The sequence below is a fragment of the Mesorhizobium sp. M0051 genome (assembly GCF_040323235.1).
In the GTDB taxonomy this organism is placed as follows: Bacteria; Pseudomonadota; Alphaproteobacteria; order Rhizobiales; family Rhizobiaceae; genus Mesorhizobium.
On record NZ_JAMYUT010000027.1, the window covers coordinates 23,654 to 40,957 of the forward strand.

Annotated in this window: 15 protein-coding genes and 1 pseudogene; 6 read left to right on the forward strand and 10 right to left on the reverse strand. The window is 62.5% G+C overall.

Annotated features, from left to right (window positions below; genetic code table 11):
• Nucleotides 1–16: 16 nt before the first annotated feature.
• The 6 genes from NKJ90_RS24445 to NKJ90_RS24470 are packed head-to-tail and all read right to left on the reverse strand — an operon-like array spanning nt 17 to nt 5,811.
• Nucleotides 17–952, reverse strand: coding sequence for a phosphatidate cytidylyltransferase (locus NKJ90_RS24445; RefSeq protein ID WP_023762280.1), 936 nt, complete (start codon nt 950–952; stop codon nt 17–19).
• Nucleotides 952–1,614, reverse strand: coding sequence for a lysophospholipid acyltransferase family protein (locus NKJ90_RS24450; protein WP_023762281.1), 663 nt, complete (start codon nt 1,612–1,614; stop codon nt 952–954). Before NKJ90_RS24450 ends, NKJ90_RS24445 begins: the two co-directional genes overlap by 1 nt.
• Nucleotides 1,611–2,054: a hypothetical protein gene (locus NKJ90_RS24455; RefSeq protein ID WP_023762282.1), complete on the reverse strand. Its 444-nt coding sequence runs from the start codon at nt 2,052–2,054 to the stop codon at nt 1,611–1,613. Before NKJ90_RS24455 ends, NKJ90_RS24450 begins: the two co-directional genes overlap by 4 nt.
• Nucleotides 2,051–3,376: a phosphatase PAP2/dual specificity phosphatase family protein gene (locus tag NKJ90_RS24460; protein ID WP_023762283.1), complete on the reverse strand. Its 1,326-nt coding sequence runs from the start codon at nt 3,374–3,376 to the stop codon at nt 2,051–2,053. Before NKJ90_RS24460 ends, NKJ90_RS24455 begins: the two co-directional genes overlap by 4 nt.
• A 5-nt stretch (nt 3,377–3,381) precedes the next feature.
• A complete protein-coding gene (locus NKJ90_RS24465; RefSeq protein ID WP_031261115.1) occupies nt 3,382–5,166 on the reverse strand; it encodes an alpha/beta fold hydrolase in 1,785 nt (594 codons plus the stop codon).
• A gap of 36 nt (nt 5,167–5,202) precedes the next feature.
• Nucleotides 5,203–5,811 carry a CDP-alcohol phosphatidyltransferase family protein gene (locus NKJ90_RS24470; protein WP_023762285.1) on the reverse strand — a complete coding sequence of 203 codons (609 nt, stop codon included), beginning with the start codon at nt 5,809–5,811 and terminating at the stop codon, nt 5,203–5,205.
• Between the two features lie 214 nt (nt 5,812–6,025).
• On the opposite strand from NKJ90_RS24470, the gene NKJ90_RS24475 reads away from it, so the two are divergent.
• The 4 genes and pseudogenes from NKJ90_RS24475 (at nt 6,026) to NKJ90_RS24490 (ending at nt 12,108) form a co-directional block, all read left to right on the forward strand.
• Complete coding sequence (locus tag NKJ90_RS24475; protein WP_023762286.1) at nt 6,026–6,505, forward strand: MarR family winged helix-turn-helix transcriptional regulator; 480 nt, start codon at nt 6,026–6,028, stop codon at nt 6,503–6,505.
• The gene (locus NKJ90_RS24480) at nt 6,502–7,683 is read left to right on the forward strand and encodes an HlyD family secretion protein (RefSeq protein ID WP_352487064.1); all 1,182 of its coding nucleotides are present in this window, start codon (nt 6,502–6,504) and stop codon (nt 7,681–7,683) included. Before NKJ90_RS24475 ends, NKJ90_RS24480 begins: the two co-directional genes overlap by 4 nt.
• 136 nt (nt 7,684–7,819) lie before the next feature.
• A pseudogene (locus tag NKJ90_RS24485) lies at nt 7,820–8,992 on the forward strand (DHA2 family efflux MFS transporter permease subunit); the annotation flags it as partial.
• A 434-nt stretch (nt 8,993–9,426) separates the two neighbouring features.
• Nucleotides 9,427–12,108: an EAL domain-containing protein gene (locus NKJ90_RS24490; protein WP_352487066.1), complete on the forward strand. Its 2,682-nt coding sequence runs from the start codon at nt 9,427–9,429 to the stop codon at nt 12,106–12,108.
• 68 nt (nt 12,109–12,176) lie between these two features.
• On the opposite strand, the gene NKJ90_RS24495 is transcribed toward NKJ90_RS24490, so the two are convergent.
• Nucleotides 12,177–12,692, reverse strand: coding sequence for a CAP domain-containing protein (locus NKJ90_RS24495; RefSeq protein WP_023762290.1), 516 nt, complete (start codon nt 12,690–12,692; stop codon nt 12,177–12,179).
• 72 nt (nt 12,693–12,764) lie between these two features.
• Complete coding sequence (locus NKJ90_RS24500; protein WP_023762291.1) at nt 12,765–13,121, reverse strand: winged helix-turn-helix transcriptional regulator; 357 nt, start codon at nt 13,119–13,121, stop codon at nt 12,765–12,767.
• A 106-nt stretch (nt 13,122–13,227) separates the two neighbouring features.
• Here NKJ90_RS24500 and NKJ90_RS24505 point away from each other — a divergent pair, with 106 nt between their 5' ends.
• Together NKJ90_RS24505 and NKJ90_RS24510 are read left to right on the forward strand one after the other, a co-directional pair.
• Nucleotides 13,228–13,932, forward strand: coding sequence for a glutathione S-transferase family protein (locus NKJ90_RS24505; RefSeq protein ID WP_023762292.1), 705 nt, complete (start codon nt 13,228–13,230; stop codon nt 13,930–13,932).
• A gap of 218 nt (nt 13,933–14,150) precedes the next feature.
• Nucleotides 14,151–14,978, forward strand: coding sequence for a DUF2189 domain-containing protein (locus tag NKJ90_RS24510; protein ID WP_023762293.1), 828 nt, complete (start codon nt 14,151–14,153; stop codon nt 14,976–14,978).
• 10 nt (nt 14,979–14,988) lie between these two features.
• Here NKJ90_RS24510 and NKJ90_RS24515 read toward each other — a convergent pair whose 3' ends face one another.
• Together NKJ90_RS24515 and NKJ90_RS24520 are read right to left on the reverse strand one after the other, a co-directional pair.
• Nucleotides 14,989–15,621: a LysE family translocator gene (locus NKJ90_RS24515; RefSeq protein ID WP_023762294.1), complete on the reverse strand. Its 633-nt coding sequence runs from the start codon at nt 15,619–15,621 to the stop codon at nt 14,989–14,991.
• Between the two features lie 162 nt (nt 15,622–15,783).
• On the reverse strand, nt 15,784–17,019 hold the full coding sequence (locus NKJ90_RS24520; RefSeq protein WP_023762295.1) for a TadE/TadG family type IV pilus assembly protein: 1,236 nt from the start codon (nt 17,017–17,019) through the stop codon (nt 15,784–15,786).
• Nucleotides 17,020–17,304 lie beyond the last annotated feature (285 nt).

A 17,304-nucleotide genomic window follows, 5' to 3' on the forward strand; every position in this document is an offset into this window, starting at 1 on the left:
GCTACAGACGGCTCACTCAGACCGTCCAGAAATAGCGCACGATGTGAAAGAAGACCGGGGCGGCGAAGACCAGGCTGTCGGTGCGGTCCATCATGCCGCCATGGCCCTCGATCAGATGGCCCCAGTCCTTGACGCCCTGGTCGCGCTTGATGGCCGAGGCGACCAGACCGCCCAGAAATCCCATCGAGCAGGCGACGAAGGCCACGGCCGCCGCCTGCAACGGCGAAAACGGCGTCACGAACGACAGCAGCGCGCCGAGCAGGCTCGCCGACACCAGTCCGCCGATCAGGCCTTCCCAGGTTTTCGATGGCGAGACGTTCGGCGAAAAGCGGTGTTTTCCAAAGAGCTTGCCGAAGATGTACTGCAGCACGTCGCTGCCTTGCACGACGATGATCAGGAAGGCGATCAGCAACAGGGTGCGACCTTCGAAGCCCGGCACGTCGAGTGTCAGCAGGGCAGGGACATGGCTGACGCAATAGACCGCGATCATCACCGCCCATTGCTGCGCGGCGATCCGCTCGAGGAAGCGTTCGGTGTCGCCATGCAGCGCCGTGATCGCCGGCATCAACAGGAAGCAATAGACCGGAATGAAGATGACGAAGAGCCCGTACCAGGCGGTCCACACCAGCCAGTATTGAAACGGTATGATGATGCCGAACATGCCAAGCAGCACCCAATGGTCGCTGCGGCGCGTATGCGTCAGCGTCACGAATTCGCGCAGCGCGGCGAACGAAATCAGCGCGAACAGGATGGTCATGCCGTAGCGGCCGAAGAAGAAGGCGACCGTCATCATCGCCACCATCACCCACCAGGAGTTGATGCGCTGGGTGAGGTTGACCAGCGTCGAACTCAGCGGCTTCGGCGCCCGCGCCGAGAGTATGGCGGCGACGGTGCTGGCGGTGGTCAAAACGGCCAGCAGGCCGATAATCAGGATGGAGATATCGTAGCGCATCAATCGTCTCGCTCGGGACGCGGGTTGAGCGCCAGGAGCGTGGCGTGGGCACGCTCGAGAAAGGCACGGCGTTCTTCGCCCGCGCCAACCGCCACCGGTGCGCCGAAGACGACGCGGCACAGCAGCGGCACCGGCAGGAACTGTCCCTTGGGCAGCACACGTGACATGTTCTCGATCCAGCACGGGATCAGCTCGACCTGCGGCCGCGCCATCGACAGATTGTAGAGCCCGGAGCGGAACGCCAGCAGCGGCTCCTCGGTCATGTTGCGGGTGCCCTCGGGAAACAGGATCAGCGAGTGGCCCTGGTCGAGAACCGACAGCATGATCTCGATCGGATTTTCCTCAGGCTTCGTCCATTGCCGGTTGATGAGCACGGACGACAGCATGTCCTGCGCGATGAAGCGGCGCAGCCGCGACTTTCCCCAATATTCGCCGGCGGCAACCGCATGCGTGATCGCGCGCTCCCTTTCACTGAGGCACGCCGACAGCAGGATGAAGTCGCCATGGCTGGTGTGGTTGGCGAAATAGATGCGCTGCCGGTCGGATGGCAGGCTGCCGCTCCAGATCGGACGCACGCCGGTCACCATCCAGGCCAGCGCCGAGAGGCCGACGGAGGTTACCGTCTGCAGCAAGGTGAAGGTTTTCAGCGAAAGCCTGTTCATCGTGGCGCCCAGAATCCCGCCGCCAGAAGCGCTACGGCAAATAACGCCAGGGCCGTGCGCTGCTTGAACAGCAAGCGGCCTGTGCCGGCCATGCGGTCTTCGAGCGTCCGTGTCGTGGACGCGGCGGGTTTCAGGCGCATGCGCGCCAGCATGTCGTCCACCGCGGCGCCACCGGAAGCTTCGTCATTGTGGCTGCCCATCAGCCGGAACAGCAGCGCATCGAACGCCAGCAGTGCCGACAGCGCCAGCACGGCGACAGCGGTTGCGGCGGTGGTGGACAGCGCGAGGGCTGCAGGCAAGGTCTCGAAGGCGCCGCGCGCCGAAGCGGCAAGGGGCGCAAGGATATTTGCGGCCACAACGAGTGCGGCCGGCCATGCGGCCTGCTGCATCAGCATGCGGGCGAAGCGGTCGACGCGGTCCTGGTAGGCACTGCCGGTCATGGCGCAGTCCGCTCCGTGGTCTCGGCAAGATGAACTGGCCGGCCGACGGCGATCAGCTTCTCGCGGGCAAGCGTCGGTGTTTCGGCTCTGCCGGTCGCCACCAGCCATTCGGCGACGACGCCGGCGCTCCGCTGGAAGCCGAGCGCACAGCACACCAGCACGGTGCCGTCGCGGCGCGCGCTCTCCAGCGCGCTGGTTGCCTGTTGCTGTATCGCCATTTCGGGCGGCAACAGGTCGATCATCGGAAAGCTGATCCAGCGGCAATCGGCTCCCGCCGGCTTCTCAAGTTCGGCGGCGAGGTCGATGACCGTGCCGAAGCCGTTGGCCTCGCTTGCGGTGGGAAAGCGCCCGAGAAAGACACCGTTGGCAACCGCCACCTGGGGAGGAAGATTGCGCGTCCAGGCCCAGATGTTTGCCCAGGCGCCGAGACGGTAGGGCAAGAGCAGGATACGGCTTGCAAGCGTGATGCCGCCATCGGCGGATTTCTGGAACACCTTTGAGCCGGACCCGGCATAAGCACAGGCGACGATGGACAGCGCCAGCGCCGGCCAAAGCAGGAGAAGCGCGACGGCCCAAAAGAAGGCGCCGAGCGCGGCACTGGCCACCGCAAGGGTGCCGCCCAGCGCATAGTACAGCGCCAGCCGCCGCGCCTTCGCATCGCTGGTCAGCCGGAAGCCTGAAAACGGCAATACGCCGCTGCACGGAAACAGCCACAGCGCAAAAAAACCGAGCAGTGCTCCGGTCGGGATGTCGATGAAATGATGCTGCCAGGTCGTCAGCACCGAGGCACCGATCAGAAAGCACCAGCCATGCCAGAGCGGCAGGAGAAAGCCGCTGAGCCGGTGGCGCCAATGATCCCAGATGATGACCAGCAGGGCGATGTGCAGCGACGGCGCTTGGTTGAACGGTTTGTCGAAGCCGCCGAGCACAGCAAACAGGAAGCCCGGCAGCCCGGTCGTTGCGGGCCGCACGAACGTCGCGGTCAGCGGGAACAGGATGAAGCAGGCAACGGCGACGATCTGCGCCATGAGATAACGTCCGGCCAGGCGGTCGACCCCTTGCCTGTTGTCGTTGAGCAGCAGCGACAGGCCGTAGAACACGTTGATCGACCAGTAGGGCACGATGGTCCAGGCGAGGAACGGGATGCTGTGTTCCCACGAGAACACGATGCTGCCGACATCGTCGCGCCGCGACGCCAGCCAGTTGGCGAAGCCGTAGCTGAGGTAGAAGAACGGCGCCAGGAAGCCCAGCCAAACGACTGCCCTGACGACCACCCGTACATAAGGTTCGGTGCGCGCTGTGGATGCAAGCAATGACACCATCCTGTTCAGCGTCGCCGTGCGACCGAGACGGTGAAGATGCCCCACTGGTCGATGCGCTGGTCGAGCTTGTCGAAACCGGCGGCTTCGACAAGCTGGTCCATCTCGCCTTGCGTGCGCCGGCGCATAACCCAGGCCTCGCCGCCGCGATGCGAGGTCAGGCTGCGGGCGATCATCTCGAGCTGCGGGTGCCAGGGCTGGTTGGTATAGAGCAACAGGCTGCCCGGCTGCATGGCGCGGGCCAATCCACCGAGCGAGCGGCCGATCATCGCATTGTCGGAGAACAGCTCGTAGAGGCCGGAGACGATGGCGAGGTCGGGCGCCGGATCGGCTTTGGCGAGCATGTCGGCATCAAAGGCGTCGGCGCGCTGGAACGAGACATCAGCCGGCAATTGCCGTTCGGCGATCAGCTTGCGGCCAAGCTGGACGTTGAGGTCGGAATAGTCCTGCAGGCGCACGCTCGTCGGCTGGTCGGGGCTCTTCATGATGGCATCGAGAACATAGCGGCCGTGGCCGGCGGCGATGTCGAGGATGTGCGCTGGACGCCCGGTCGCCTTGTGCGTCGCCAGGCAAGCGCCGATCAGCTCTTCGAGATGCAATTTGCGCTGCCGGATGCCGCGCCAGCCGATGGCCTCCAGGAAGACCCGGTCGACGACGCGGCCAAGGGGTGTGAGACCCCGCGCGTCGTTCTCGTAGACGTAATCCAGCGTCGAGCCGGAATCGAAGCCGGTGTCGATGCCGGTCTTCATGCCCTGGGAGACCCAGGCGCCCATGCGGATGGAGGCACGGCTGAATGCCCAATAGAGGCCTTTGGGCGACAACAGATCGAGCGGCGAGGCAAGCCTGTCGGCCTCGTCGCGGGTGTAGCCGGCAATATCCGCCTGCTTCAGGTCGGCCGGCGCATCCGGTGCTGCGAACTGCCTGGCCAGGAACGGCCGGATCAGGTCGAGGGCCTGCGCGCGGTCGCGCTCGCCCAGCGTATCGTGGAAGAAACCCGGCAACACATGGCGTTCCTTGGTACGGCTGCCGAGATTGACGAAGAACTGGTGCTGCGGGCCGTGGCGCACCACCCAGTCGCTGCCCGAGAGCAGCAGCTGCGTCGGCACGGTGATGGCGCGGGCGTCAGCGACAATCCGGGCGGCGTGCTGGTAGAGCTCGACCAGGATGTTGGAGGCGATCGGCCGGGTGATCAGCGGATCGCTCTCGAAGGAGGCGATGCGCACGGGATCATGGGTCAGGAATTTCGCCTTGACATAGGAATTGACGAAGAAGCGACCCTTGATCTTCTGCCACAACGCGATGCCTTCCCTAGCGAAGGGCACGTAGAGTTTTACCGAAAAGGCCGGTGAGGCCAGCACCATGGCGCGCAGCTTCGGCGCATAGTCGTGCACCCAGGCTGCCGCGAGCACGGCGCCGAAGGACTGCGCGATCAGCGCGATATCCTGCGTGGCGAAGCCATCCCTGGCGGCAATCTCGCGCATGAAGCAGTCGATGTCGCGCACCAGGGCCGAGAAGGATGGGGCATAGCCGCGCTCGCCGGACGAGCGGCCATTGCCGCGGGCATCCCAGGCATAGAAAGCATGGTCCGGCATCTGCAATTCGTCGACCAGATGGGCCATGCGGCCGCCATGCTCATGACCGCGATGGAAGAGCACCACCGCTCCCTTGGCATCGGCGGAAGCCGCCGGCCAGAACCGGTAGAAGATCTCCGTCCCGTCATGGCTGCGGAAGACCCGCTCCTGCGCTTGCCGCTCAAAGCTTTCCGTGGCCGCGGCGATCGGTTCGTGCATCATGGTCTTTCCCTTTGGCGGCATGGCGAGCCCCGATGCTCAGCTGGCGCTGCCAATAAGGCCGGCGCGTATCCGGTTTATGGCGGTCAGCAGCGAAAGCGTTGCCATCGCCGGAAACACAAATGGCGCGATGGATGCCGGCCAGAGCCCGGCCGCGCACAGCACCGCGACCACGCCCAGCGCCAATGCCCTGTCGCTCTTGCCGAACGGCCCGGCATAGTTTCGCCCGACCTTGGCGGCGATGCCGAGCACACCGGCGAACTCGGTCAGCACGGCCGATATCGCGAAGGCGATGACGCCCCATGCGCCAAATTCCGGAAAGACGGCAAAAGGGAGTGTCAACGCGAGGTCCGAAACGACGTCGCAAAACTCGTTCAGATACATGCCGAGGGTCGAGGCCTGTCCGTGTTCCCGCGCCAGCATGCCATCCACGGCATTCAGCGCCATCCGCACGAACATCACTGCGGGAACAAGCAACAGCAGCCAGCGCCATTCATGCAAGATCGCGATGGCCATACCGGCCGCGATCGACATCACGGCCGCCAGGATGGTTATGCTGTTTGCGGTGACCCCGATCGCCGCCAGTCGGTTGACCAGCGGCCGCAGCCTTCCCTGGAAAGCCGGCTTGAGAGCGTAAAGCGTCGGCATTTTCGTGATCCCCCGATCCTGACCAACGGCTGTACATCAATATGTCGGACACGACCAGCATGACATGGCGGAGCGGCTATGCCGACTGGCATGGCGACCAGGCGCTCACCAATCGCTAACCATGACTGCATCGCGTGGCTGTCATGCACATTTGCCAGCTTCTTGTGCAACGCGGCATCTTGAATAGTAAGCACGCTTATTATATATCCCGCTCATGGTTTCCGATGGCATCGACAGATTGGGCTTCTTGATCCACGACGTGCAGCGCCTGATGCGCAAGCGCTTCGAGGCGAGGGCCAGTGGCTTGGGGCTTTCTTCGGCGCAATGGCGGCTTCTGGTCCGCGTTGCCAAGGAAGACGGCGTCGCGCAGGCGCGGCTGGCCGAACTTCTCGAAATCGAGCCGATCAGTGTTTCTCGCCTGGTCGATCGCATGGAGGAGGGCGGCTGGATCGAGCGTCGTCCCGACGCTGCCGATCGCCGTGTCCGCATGATCTTCCTGACGCCCAAGGCGAGCGATGCCTACGCCGTGATCAAGAGCATTGCCGGGGAAGTCTACGAGGAATCGCTCGTCGGCGTGAAGCCGGAAGCCCGTCGTGTCCTCATAGAGGGGCTTGAGGCGATGGTCCGGAACCTGACCGACGACGAGACGCCATCCATTGAAAAAGTGAAGACTACAGAAGGCACAGCAGCATGAACGCGGTAGCCAAGATAGACGAGAAAGTGACCGAGCTGGAAATGGAAGCGCCGGAGAAGCCGGCCGCGGCCCCGGTGACGGTTGCTCCCCCGGTGCAGCCGGCCCTGGCGCCAGTGAAGAAAAAGCGTCGGCTGGGCCGTCTCTTGCTGATGGTCGCGCTGCCTGCGGCACTGGCTGTCGGCGGCGGTTACGTCTGGGTCACCGGCGGCCGCTACCAGGAGACGGAGAACGCCAATCTGCAGCAGGCCAAGGTATCGATCGCTTCCGACACGGCCGGGCGTATCGTTCAGGTCGACATCGCCGACAACCAGCTGGTCAAGCAGGGTGACGTGCTGTTTGCCATTGACCCCGAGCCCTACCGGATCGCCCTGGCCCAGGCCGACGCGGCGGTTGCGGGAGCGCGTCTCAATGTCGAGCAGCTGCGCGCGGCTTATGGTCAGTCGATGGCTCAGCAAAAGTCCGACACCAGCCAAGTCGCCTTCGCCCAGTCGCAGTTCGACCGCGCCGCCGACCTTGCCCAGAAGGGCATCAACGCCAAGTCGTCGCTGGACGAAGCCAAGAACGATCTCGACAAGGCCAGGCAGCAGCTCGCCGTTGCCGAGCAAGGCATCATCAGCGCCAAGGCAGCCCTTGGCGGCAATCCCGACATCGAGACCGACAAGCATCCGACCGTGATGGCCGCGCTCGCCGCGCGTGACAAGGCGGCCTATGACCTGGCGCAGACCACGGTCAAGGCGCCGGCCGACGGCGTCATCAGCCAGGCTTCCTCATTCAAGGTCGGTCAGTATGTCGGTTCCGGCACGCCGCTGTTCTCGCTGGTCGAGACCGGCGACACCTGGATCGCCGCCAATTTCAAGGAAACGCAGCTCACCCACATGAAGCCCGGGCAGAAGGCCGATATCGTGGTCGACACCTACCCGGGGCGCACCTTCGAGGCGACGGTCAAGGCGATTGGCGCCGGCACGGGAGCCGAATTCTCGCTGCTGCCGGCCCAGAATGCCACCGGCAACTGGGTCAAGGTCACGCAACGCATTCCGGTGCGCCTCGAACTGATCGATGCAGACGCCAAGATGGCGTTGCGCACCGGCATGAGCGCCACCGTCACCGTCGACACCGGCGTGGCACGTGGCCTGCCGTCGATCTTCGGCCACGCCACGGCAGGCGAGGCCGCGCAGTAAAGTCAGCGGAATCCCGCGGGGACCTGCGGGTGGAAGCGAGTAGCAGGATCGGTCTGATGGAGGAGTGGGAAGGATCAGCGTCTGGGCGAAGCCGCCGCGCGGCTTGATCGGAATCTGAAATCTTCGGCACGGACCCGTGCCACTGTCGCAAACCTTCCTGCTCGACATCAACCCCAGGGAACGCCACGGCCAGGCAATGGCCATCTGGGGAGCCGGCATCATGCTGGGGCCAATCCTGGGCCCGACGCTCGGCGGCTGGCTGACCGAGAATTTCAACTGGCGCTGGGTGTTCTTCATCAATTTGCCGGTCGGCATCATCGCCTTCCTCGGCATGGCCGCCTATCTGCCGGCGGTTGCCCGGCGGGTGCGCAGCTTCGATTTCTTCGGCTTCGCCATGTTATCGCTCGGTGTCGGTGCGCTGCAGCTGCTGCTCGACCGCGGCGGCGAGGTCGACTGGTTTTCTTCGGTCGAGATCTGGATCGAGCTTGCTCTTTCGATCACCGGATTCTGGGTGTTCATCATCCACACGCTGACGGCGGAACGTCCTTTCATCGATCCGAAGATCTTCCTCGACCGCAATTTCGTGACCGGGCTGGCATTCATCTTCGTCATGGGCGTGCTGATCCTGGCCTCGATGTCGCTGCTGCCGCCGATGCTGTCGACCATCTTCGGCTATCCGACCGTCACCATCGGTGTCGTCTTGGGGCCGCGCGGTGTCGGCACGATGATTTCGATGCTTGTCGTCGGGCGGCTGATGAGCAGGATCGACGCCAGGATTCTTGTCGTCATCGGCTTTCTGCTGACCGCGCAGTCACTCTACACCATGTCCAGCTTCACGCCGCAGATGGACAACTGGCTGATCCTCAGCTCCGGCGTCATCCAGGGCCTGGGCATGGGAATGGTGTTCGTGCCGCTGTCGACCGTCGCCTTCGCCACGCTTGACGTGCGGTTCCGCACAGATGCCACAGCCTTGTTCAGCCTGGTGCGCAATCTCGGCTCGTCCATCGGCGTGTCGGTGGTGACGGTTCTGATGGTGCGCAACACGCAGGTCAATCACACCGAGCTTTCGGCCTTCATCAACCCGTTCAACCCAAATCTCTGGGCCGCCTCTCCGGCAGCCGCAAGCGGCGATCCAATGGCGCTTTCGCAGGTCGATCGTGTGGTCAATCTTCAGGCGATGATGATCTCTTACGTCAACGACTTCAAAATACTCATGGTGATGACGCTGCTTGCCATCCCGTTTGTGTTCCTGCTGCGCAAGCCAAAGCAGGCGCCGGCCGGTGGCGCACCAGCCGCGCATATGGACTGAAGCGCATCGCGTCGAAACGGATTCATGTGACGCGTTTTAGGTGTCTGGTTGCTATGCATGTCGTTGTCTCAAGCCGGGGCTACTTTTTGAGCGACATGCGTTAGATGCCGTTGCGCTTGAGGTTGTAAGTCTCCATGGCAACCAGTCTGGAGATTTATGAATATGCAGCTTGCATTCTCAACTATTCCAGTAGCGGATGGCGCAGTGGCGATCGCTCCGGGCGGTGTCGACCAAGTTCGTCCTGATGTTGAAGAATACCGGGTCCGGGAGCTAGATGGAGGGTTCGAGGACAGCCCTTGGCTTCAGGTATTCAGGCCACGCGGCGCCGATTTCGATCCGGTTCATCTGTCATTAGTATGTCCCTAATACTATAGGCGGACTTTCCGTCCAGGCGAGTGACATTTTTGCCAGACGCCAAATCGGAGGAACTCTGTTTGGTCACGAAATCATCCAGGCTAGCCATCGAGGTGCCCGAGTCGAGCGGTCTGGCCGTACTGGCAAAATTGGCCACGGCTTCCTACGAAACCCTAGAGCACGAGCTTCGAGCGACGATCGTCGAACTCGAGGGCCAGGCGCTCCGGTTCAAGACGGTGATCGACAATATATCGCAAGGCATTTGCTTTTTCGACGCCGATGAACGTCTGATCTTGTCCAACCGTCGCTATGCGGAAATCTACCGCATTGCGGTGGAGCAATTGCAGCCGGGCCTGACACTGGGTGAAATCGTCGAGCGACGCGTCGCGGCCGGAACATCCGCCATGGCTGCCGACGCCTATCTAGCATTGGCCCGGTCGGTCAATTCGAGTGTTACGTCGAGAATCTGGACCGCCAACCTGGCCGATGGCCGGACAATTCAGGTCTGCCACCAACCTATGCCCGACGGCGGCTGGGTTTCCACGCATGAGGATATTACGGAACTCGCGGCCAATCGCCAGTTTGTCGATGAACGCATCTCGCTGCAAACGCTGATCGACTGGGTGCCCGGCTATCTGTGGGTCAAGGACACCGAAAGCCGTTTCGTCGTGGTCAACAGGGCCCTTGCGTCCGACAGTGGCCGGGACAAGACAAGCGACATGATCGGCTTGACCGACTTTGATCTCCATGCTCCCGAACTTGCGCAGAAATTTCGCCTGATCGAACAGAACGTCCTCACCGGCGGACAGCCGATGATCGACGAGGAGGAGTTTGTTGTCGATGCGTCCGGCGCCGGCAAGTGGTTCTCGTCGACGAAGGTTCCGCTACGCAATGTTAAAAATGAGATATTCGGTCTAATTGGCATCGCCCACGACATCACTGCCCGCAAGCAAGCCGACGTCCTGCGTGACGGGCAAGCGCAAATCCTGGAAATGATCGCGATGAGTGCTCCGCTCGAGGACGTGCTCGACCGCCTCATGCGTCTCGTGGAATCCCAGCTGACAGGCATATTCGGTTCCGTCTTGCTCCTCGACAAGCATGGCAGCCATTTGCGGCACGGTGCGGCGCCGAGCTTGGTGAAAGGCTATACGAACGCCATCGATGGCATCGCCATCGGTCCCAAGGTCGGATCCTGTGGGACCGCCGTCTATCGGCGGGAGCCAGTCATTGTCGCCGACGTCATACAAGATCCGCTGTGGGAGGATTACCGCGAACTGGTGGCGGTATACGGATATCGTTCTTGCTGGTCGACCCCGATCCTGTCGCATCAGGGCGCGGTTTTGGGTGTCTTTGCAATGTATTCGATGACGGTGCGTGAACCGGTCGAGGCCGAGACCCGGCTGATTGATTTCACGACCCGCATCGCCGGTATAGCGATCGAGCGCAAACTGGCTGAAGACCAAATCCACTTCATGGCAAATCATGACGTGCTTACCGGGCTTCCTAATCGCGCCTTGCTGGAGGACCGGCTTTCTCAAGCCATCTTGTACGCGCAGCGATACGATCGCTGGGTGACGCTGGTGTTCATCGATCTCGACAATTTCAAGCTCGTCAACGATACGCTCGGCCACAATGCCGGAGACGAGCTCTTGAAGACCGTCGCCAGCCGTATGGTCGAATGCGTAAGGGCGACCGACACCGTTGTGCGACTTGGCGGCGATGAATTTGTGATCGTCCTGTTCGACCAGCCCACGGATGTCGATCTCATCTCCCAGAGCTTGCAGAAGATCCGGGCCGCGATCGCGGAGCCGGTTCATCTCGGAGAGCATCAGCTACGAACGACCGCCAGTATCGGCATCGCGAACTATCCCAAGGATGGAGCGAGCCCGGAAACACTCCTGGCCAATGCCGATGCAGCCATGTATCGCGCGAAAGAGTTCGGCCGCGACAATTTCCAGTTCTACGCTCCCGAATTCAACTCAAGGGCTCATGAAAAATTCGTGCTTCAAGAGGAATTGCGAAACGCCTTGGCCGCCTCGGAATTCGCGCTGGTCTACCAGCCGCAAGTTGATCTTCGCTCGGGGCGTGTCTTTGCGGTGGAAGCGTTGATACGCTGGAACCACCCAACACTGGGCCTGGTAGCGCCGACCAGCTTCATTCCTGCGGCCGAGGAGACAGGTCTGATCGTGCCGATCGGCGATTGGGTCCTGCACGAAGCCTGTCGACAGAACAAAGCCTGGCAGGATGCGGGTCTACCGCCGATGACGGTTTGCGTGAATGTGTCGGCTCGGCAATTCAGGGAAAAGAACCTGATCGGACGTGTCGTCAATGCACTCCAGGAGAGCGGCCTTGAGGCAAGCTACCTGGAGCTGGAGTTGACCGAAAGCCTCATCATGCAGGACACAGATTTGGCCGTCGCGACGATGAACGAACTGCAACATCTTGGCGTTCAGATCTCGATCGACGATTTCGGGACGGGCTATTCCAGCCTCAGCGCACTCAAGACGTTTCCAGTTGCGCGGCTAAAGATCGACAAATCTTTCATCAACGACGTCGCCGATGACGAAAACGATCAGGCTGTTGCGAGCGCCGTGATTTCGTTGGGTCAAAAATTGAACATGAGGGTTATCGCCGAAGGCGTCGAAACCGACGATCAAGTGGCTTTCCTGCTCAAAAACAATTGCGATGAAATGCAGGGATATCACTTCAGCAAACCGGTCTCCGCACGGGACATCGAGACCTTGCTCAACCCCAAGGATTGACGGCTCAGCCATTGGTCCGCCGCGCAGCTTGACGAAGAAGCCGGCGGCCGACGGCGATACGCCTGCTGCTATTTCCCGAGCACGAGGCTCCAGTAACGGAGGTTGCTGTCGCTGCCATCGCGCGCATAGGCAAGGCCGAAACGGGTGAAGCGCGGGTCTAGCATGTTGCGGCGATGGCCGGCTGAATGCACCCAGATATCGAACAGCTTCTGCAGGTCGAAACGGCCCTCGGCGATGTTCTCCGCGGCCGCACCCGCAATGCCATTGTCTTTGACGCGCGAGGCAAAATCCTTGCCCCATCCGGTGGTGTGGCTCATGCGACGGCGTTGCGCCATGTAGCCGGCCTGCTGCAGTGCGGCCTGTTCGAGCTGCCGGTCGGGGACCAGCGCCGCGAGTCCGGCCGAAGCGCGGATGCCGGCCAGCGTGCCGGTGGCGGATGAGGAAACCCCGGCGCCTCCGCCGGCCGGCAGCGAAACGGTGCTGCAGGCGGCGAGCCCGGCCAGGGCTGCGAGGCCAGCGCCCTTAAGCAGCATGCGCCTGTTCAGGTTCGGGGTCGGATGGTCTTCGATTTTCGCAACGGTCATGCCCACCTGAGATAGTGGCGATCATGGCTTTTGCCGGGCAGGGCGGCGAAAACCGCGGTAGAATCGGTGATCCTAGGCGGCGGTATCGAGATTTGATTCCGTGGAACCGCCGACCCGATCGTTCTCCGTATGCACCCACCAGGCGCCGAGTGCATCGATCAGCGGCACAAGCTTGCGGCCGGGCGCCGTGAGATCGTAATCGACGCGCAACGGATAGCCCGGATACACCGTCCGCCGCACGATACCGGCGTCCTCCAGCTTGCGCAGTTCCAGCGCCAGGATGCGATGCGAGACGGTTGGGTTGTCGCGCCTCAGGTCACTGAACCGCTTGGTCCCGTCCTTCAGATAATAGAGCAGCAAGGTGGGCCAGCGGCCGCTGAGCACGCGCATGGTCTCTTCGATCGGGCAGCGTGAGACGACATCTTTCATGGGTAGTCCCTGGTTACAGAATTGTGCGTAATTTACATGGGGCGACCAGCGTTTAGGGTCAAGTTTCGCTGCGCGGCGTGATCCCTTGAATCATGGAAGAAAACAAATGGAACCTATCCTCCTTTATGGCTTCCCGGCGGGAAGCTCGATGGGGCTCGTCGCTGCCTTTGAACGCGTCGGGCAACCCTATCGCCTGTGTCGTGTCGATATGCTCACCGAGATGAAGAACGATGCCTATGCCAGCATCAACGGCCGTCAGGAAACACCGGTTTTGATCACCGACGAAGGCGCGGTGCTGACCGAGACCATGGCCATCGCCGCGTGGCTCGAAGCCCGCGACACGCAACGTCGCATCAGCTTCGACCCGCGCACGCCGCAAGCCGACCGCATGCATCAGCTGATGGCCTTCGTGAACACCGGGTTCACCGCCGCTTTCAGCCCGCTCTGGGTAGCATTGGAAATGGCCGCGGATGAACCGGCTCTGAAGGCGACTTTGCGCGACTTCGGCCGCAAGGCCGTCACCGAACGCCACGGCCGCCTTGAAGCGATGATCACCGATACGGACTTTCTGGTCGGCGATCGGCTGACGCTGGCGGATACCACGCTGATTGGCGTGGCCCGATGGGCGGAGTTCCACCAGGCGATCGACGGCGCTGCCTATCCCAGGCTGGCCGCGTTGCGCCGACGCATCGAGGCCGAACCGGTGGTGCGATATGCCCTAGCTGTCGAGGATGGCGAAAGCCCTGCTGGTTCGGGCGCCTGCCTTGGCCATGTGCCGCTGGCCGAGGTGATCGATCGCTTCGCTGCCTGACGCGCTTCAGGTATTTTCAACCGCGCAGCGCCGATATGCCATGCGCCGCGCGGTTGCAAAGGCGGTACCGATCCGGGAGAGAACCGGAATCAACCCAACCCGATCCATGGACTTGGCGACAAGCGGCTCTAAATCGACTAGAATAGCGTTTGAACGAAAAGTGGCAGCTCCGGGCGGCCATCCTGGCGGTGACCGCCCCGATATACGGGAGGAAGGTTATGGCCGGCTTTCATGTCATGGCGGACGCACGTGGAATGCACGTGCAGCCAGCAGTGCGGCGCATTACCACGTCGGACCTTTGGGATGCACTGCGCCTCGGCGCCGAGGATTTCTGGGCAAAGCCGTCGCATTACGTGTTCCTGTGCCTGATCTATCCCATCGTCGGCCTGATCCTGACGCGGTGGACGTCGTCTGGCGCCAATGCCATCCAGCTCATCTACCCCCTGATGTCGGGTTTCGCGCTGGTTGGACCGTTTGCCGCGATCGGCCTTTACGAGATCAGCCGCCGGCGCGAGCTCGGCATGGACACCTCCTGGTGGCATGCCCTTGACGTGCGCCGCTCGCCGGCGATTCCGTCGATCGTGGTGATCGGGGTAATGCTGGTCGCGCTGTTCCTATTGTGGCTGTACACCGCCCAGTCGATCTACACTGGCCTGTTTGGCGATCGGCCCCCGTCCTCGATCGGAGACTTCGTCCGCGAGGTGCTGACGACCAGCAAGGGCTGGACGCTGATCCTTGCCGGCAACGCTGCGGGTTTTGTCTTCGCCGCGGTCGTGCTGGCCACCACCGTGATTGCCTTCCCGCTGCTGCTCGACCGCGATGTCGGCGCCGTTTCGGCCATCGAGACCTCAGCGCGGGCGGTCATGACCAATCCGCTGCAGATGGCGCTATGGGGGCTGATGGTCGCCGTGCTTCTGGTGATCGGCTCGATCCCGCTGTTTGCCGGGCTCGCGGTGGTCATGCCGGTGCTCGGCCATGCCACCTGGCATCTCTACCGCAAGGTGGTCGAGCCGGAGCGCGCGCAGCAGCCTAAGAGGCCGATGTAACGAAGCGCTCTCAGCGCTGCGCGTCGGTCGCCATCTTCAGCGCCAGTGCCGCCAGCACGGTGCCCATCATCCAGCGCTGGATGACCAGCCACAAGGGCCGTCCGGAGAGGAAGGTGGCGATCGAACCGGCCGTCACCGCGATGATGGCATTGACGGTGAGGCTGATCGTGATCTGCGTGGCGCCCAGCACCAGAAGCTGCGACAGGACATGGCCTTTGCCCGGGCTGATGAACTGCGGCAGCAGCGACAGATACAGCACGGCCACCTTCGGGTTGAGCAGGTTGGTCATCAGGCCCATCGCGAACAGCTTGCGCGGCCTATCCCTTGGCAGTTCGCGCACCTGGAATGGCGAACGCCCGCCCGGCTTCACCGCCTGCCAGGCAAGCCAAAGGAGATAGAGCACACCGGCAAAACGCAGCGCGTCATAGGCATAGGGCACGGCGAGCAACAGCGCGGTGATGCCGAAGGCCGCCGCCAGCACATAGAAGAGAAAGCCGAGCGCCACGCCACCGAGCGAGATCAGCCCGGCCTTCGGCCCCTGCGACAGGGAACGCGAGATCAGATAGATCATATTGGGGCCTGGCGTCAGCACCATGCCGAGGCAGACCAGCGCGAAGGCGAGATGATTGGCGGTTTCGGGCATTGGTTCGTTCCCCTGCCGTGGGTACGTGATCCCGCGAGCGGTCAACATGTGCCTGTCCCGGCAGGCGCGCGCAAGAGCATGGCTGCGCCAGCCGTTGCGCCAGTTGGTTGCCGATGCCTCTGGATCAGCCGACGATGTCGCTCAAACGTTCGGAGGCGCCTCTCATTTCGCGAGAGTAATGCGGCGGCTGGCATACATCTCGCGATTTCCAAGAGCGGCCGTGCAATCCGTTCTGACGGATGAGTTTCCCGTCATCTGCACGGTCTTGCCAACAAGCCTCAGGCAGTCGCCTTGGCCGCTCATATCCGAGTTGCCGGCGTAGGAAATGGGAGCGTCAGGCGCATAGATGAAACCGCTGATCACGGAATTTGCGCCGCCATTCAGCGTCAGGGCGGACGTGTTCCCGCGATCCTCGAAAATGGTGATGCCGGCGTAAGGGCCGCTGGTCGGCGGGGAAAGGTTCACCTGCTCATTGGCGTTTATGTAGATCTGTGCGCCCTCCATGAGGAATATAGTCACGCCCTGGCCGGTCAGGCTACCGTTGCCTCCGGGCTTGATGGCGGTGCCGCGCAGGATGTAGACGCCCGGATCAAGTGTGATGTTTCCCGACAATGTTTTGTCGCAATAGGTGCCGGGCGACAGCCTGTAGGTCTTGCCGTTCCCGTTCGGGACCGGCAGACACAATGTGAAGGGAGGAGGGACGACGTCGGCCAAAGGATCAAACGACGCATATTGATGTTCGAGCGGCGTTCCACAGGTGAGATTGGCGTTGGGTAACGAAAGGCCGGAAGTGCCGCCGACGGTCGAGACGCAGCCCGCTGAAACCAGCGCGGAACCGCCTCTGTTCACAGCATCGGACGCATCGGAGTTTGCCGCGATCACGCAGTTGGTCATCGAGACATTGGTCGAGCCCTGCAGGCTCACGGCGGCCGATGCCTGCGGATCGAGCGCCAGCACGCAGGCTTGCGCGCCGGGTTCCAGTTTGACCGAGGCGGAGCGGTGAGCCGGCCAGGACGGCGCGCCGCGGATAAAGCTTGCTCGGCTGATGCTGGAGGAAACCGAAATGTAGTAGGCGCTCGCGTCCCCGCTGGCTGCCGCCGAAAAGTTGGAGACGCTGCCCGAATATTCTTGCTGGTCGGCGGCGCTCATGTTGGCCGAGAAAAATGTCAGCCCGAGCGCCCGGACATTACTTGCCGTCATGCCGGGCGAGTACTTCGTGCCGACTGCGAGCCCAGCCGCGTCCAGTGAGTTCTGCAATACCGCGGCGTCGTCGCTCGTGCCCACCAGATCCATGATGCCGGCCACGCTGATCATTATCGGCAGCATCGCTATGGCGGTCGCCAAGGCAAAGTTGCCGCGCCTGTCGCGCGCGAATCTGAGGATCATCGCCTTCAGCATCCCTGCCCAGAAGCCAGTTTTCGGCATGACAATGCTGACAAAATGCTAAATTTCATGTTGCTGGATGTCTCAAAGGCCGGCCAGCTTTTTGATGGTTCGTTAACCATGCCGGCTCCGACGGCGCAATAATGCGCCGCCGTGACAGCTCTCTGAAGCGGCGAAAACATTGGCGCCGCGCTCCTTTGTGCGAGGCATCCGCTACCGCTCCCGCGGCCACGCTGAAAGCGGGTGACAGGCCGGGGCGGTTCGGCTAATCCGAACCGGCTGCGGCGAACCGTCGGCCGT

What these genes read in the sequence shown, in the direction of transcription:
- NKJ90_RS24475 (WP_023762286.1), top strand. Translation starts at nt 6,026, where the DNA reads ATGGTTTCCGATGGCATCGACAGATTGGGCTTCTTGATCCACGACGTG.
- NKJ90_RS24500 (WP_023762291.1), bottom strand. Translation starts at nt 13,121, where the DNA reads ATGAAAGATGTCGTCTCACGCTGCCCGATCGAAGAGACCATGCGCGTG.
- NKJ90_RS24465 (WP_031261115.1), bottom strand. Translation starts at nt 5,166, where the DNA reads ATGATGCACGAACCGATCGCCGCGGCCACGGAAAGCTTTGAGCGGCAA.
- NKJ90_RS24520 (WP_023762295.1), bottom strand. Translation starts at nt 17,019, where the DNA reads ATGCTGAAGGCGATGATCCTCAGATTCGCGCGCGACAGGCGCGGCAAC.
- NKJ90_RS24460 (WP_023762283.1), bottom strand. Translation starts at nt 3,376, where the DNA reads ATGGTGTCATTGCTTGCATCCACAGCGCGCACCGAACCTTATGTACGG.
- NKJ90_RS24470 (WP_023762285.1), bottom strand. Translation starts at nt 5,811, where the DNA reads ATGCCGACGCTTTACGCTCTCAAGCCGGCTTTCCAGGGAAGGCTGCGG.
- NKJ90_RS24450 (WP_023762281.1), bottom strand. Translation starts at nt 1,614, where the DNA reads ATGAACAGGCTTTCGCTGAAAACCTTCACCTTGCTGCAGACGGTAACC.
- NKJ90_RS24510 (WP_023762293.1), top strand. Translation starts at nt 14,151, where the DNA reads ATGGCCGGCTTTCATGTCATGGCGGACGCACGTGGAATGCACGTGCAG.
- NKJ90_RS24480 (WP_352487064.1), top strand. Translation starts at nt 6,502, where the DNA reads ATGAACGCGGTAGCCAAGATAGACGAGAAAGTGACCGAGCTGGAAATG.
- NKJ90_RS24445 (WP_023762280.1), bottom strand. Translation starts at nt 952, where the DNA reads ATGCGCTACGATATCTCCATCCTGATTATCGGCCTGCTGGCCGTTTTG.
- NKJ90_RS24455 (WP_023762282.1), bottom strand. Translation starts at nt 2,054, where the DNA reads ATGACCGGCAGTGCCTACCAGGACCGCGTCGACCGCTTCGCCCGCATG.
- NKJ90_RS24505 (WP_023762292.1), top strand. Translation starts at nt 13,228, where the DNA reads ATGGAACCTATCCTCCTTTATGGCTTCCCGGCGGGAAGCTCGATGGGG.
- NKJ90_RS24515 (WP_023762294.1), bottom strand. Translation starts at nt 15,621, where the DNA reads ATGCCCGAAACCGCCAATCATCTCGCCTTCGCGCTGGTCTGCCTCGGC.
- NKJ90_RS24495 (WP_023762290.1), bottom strand. Translation starts at nt 12,692, where the DNA reads ATGACCGTTGCGAAAATCGAAGACCATCCGACCCCGAACCTGAACAGG.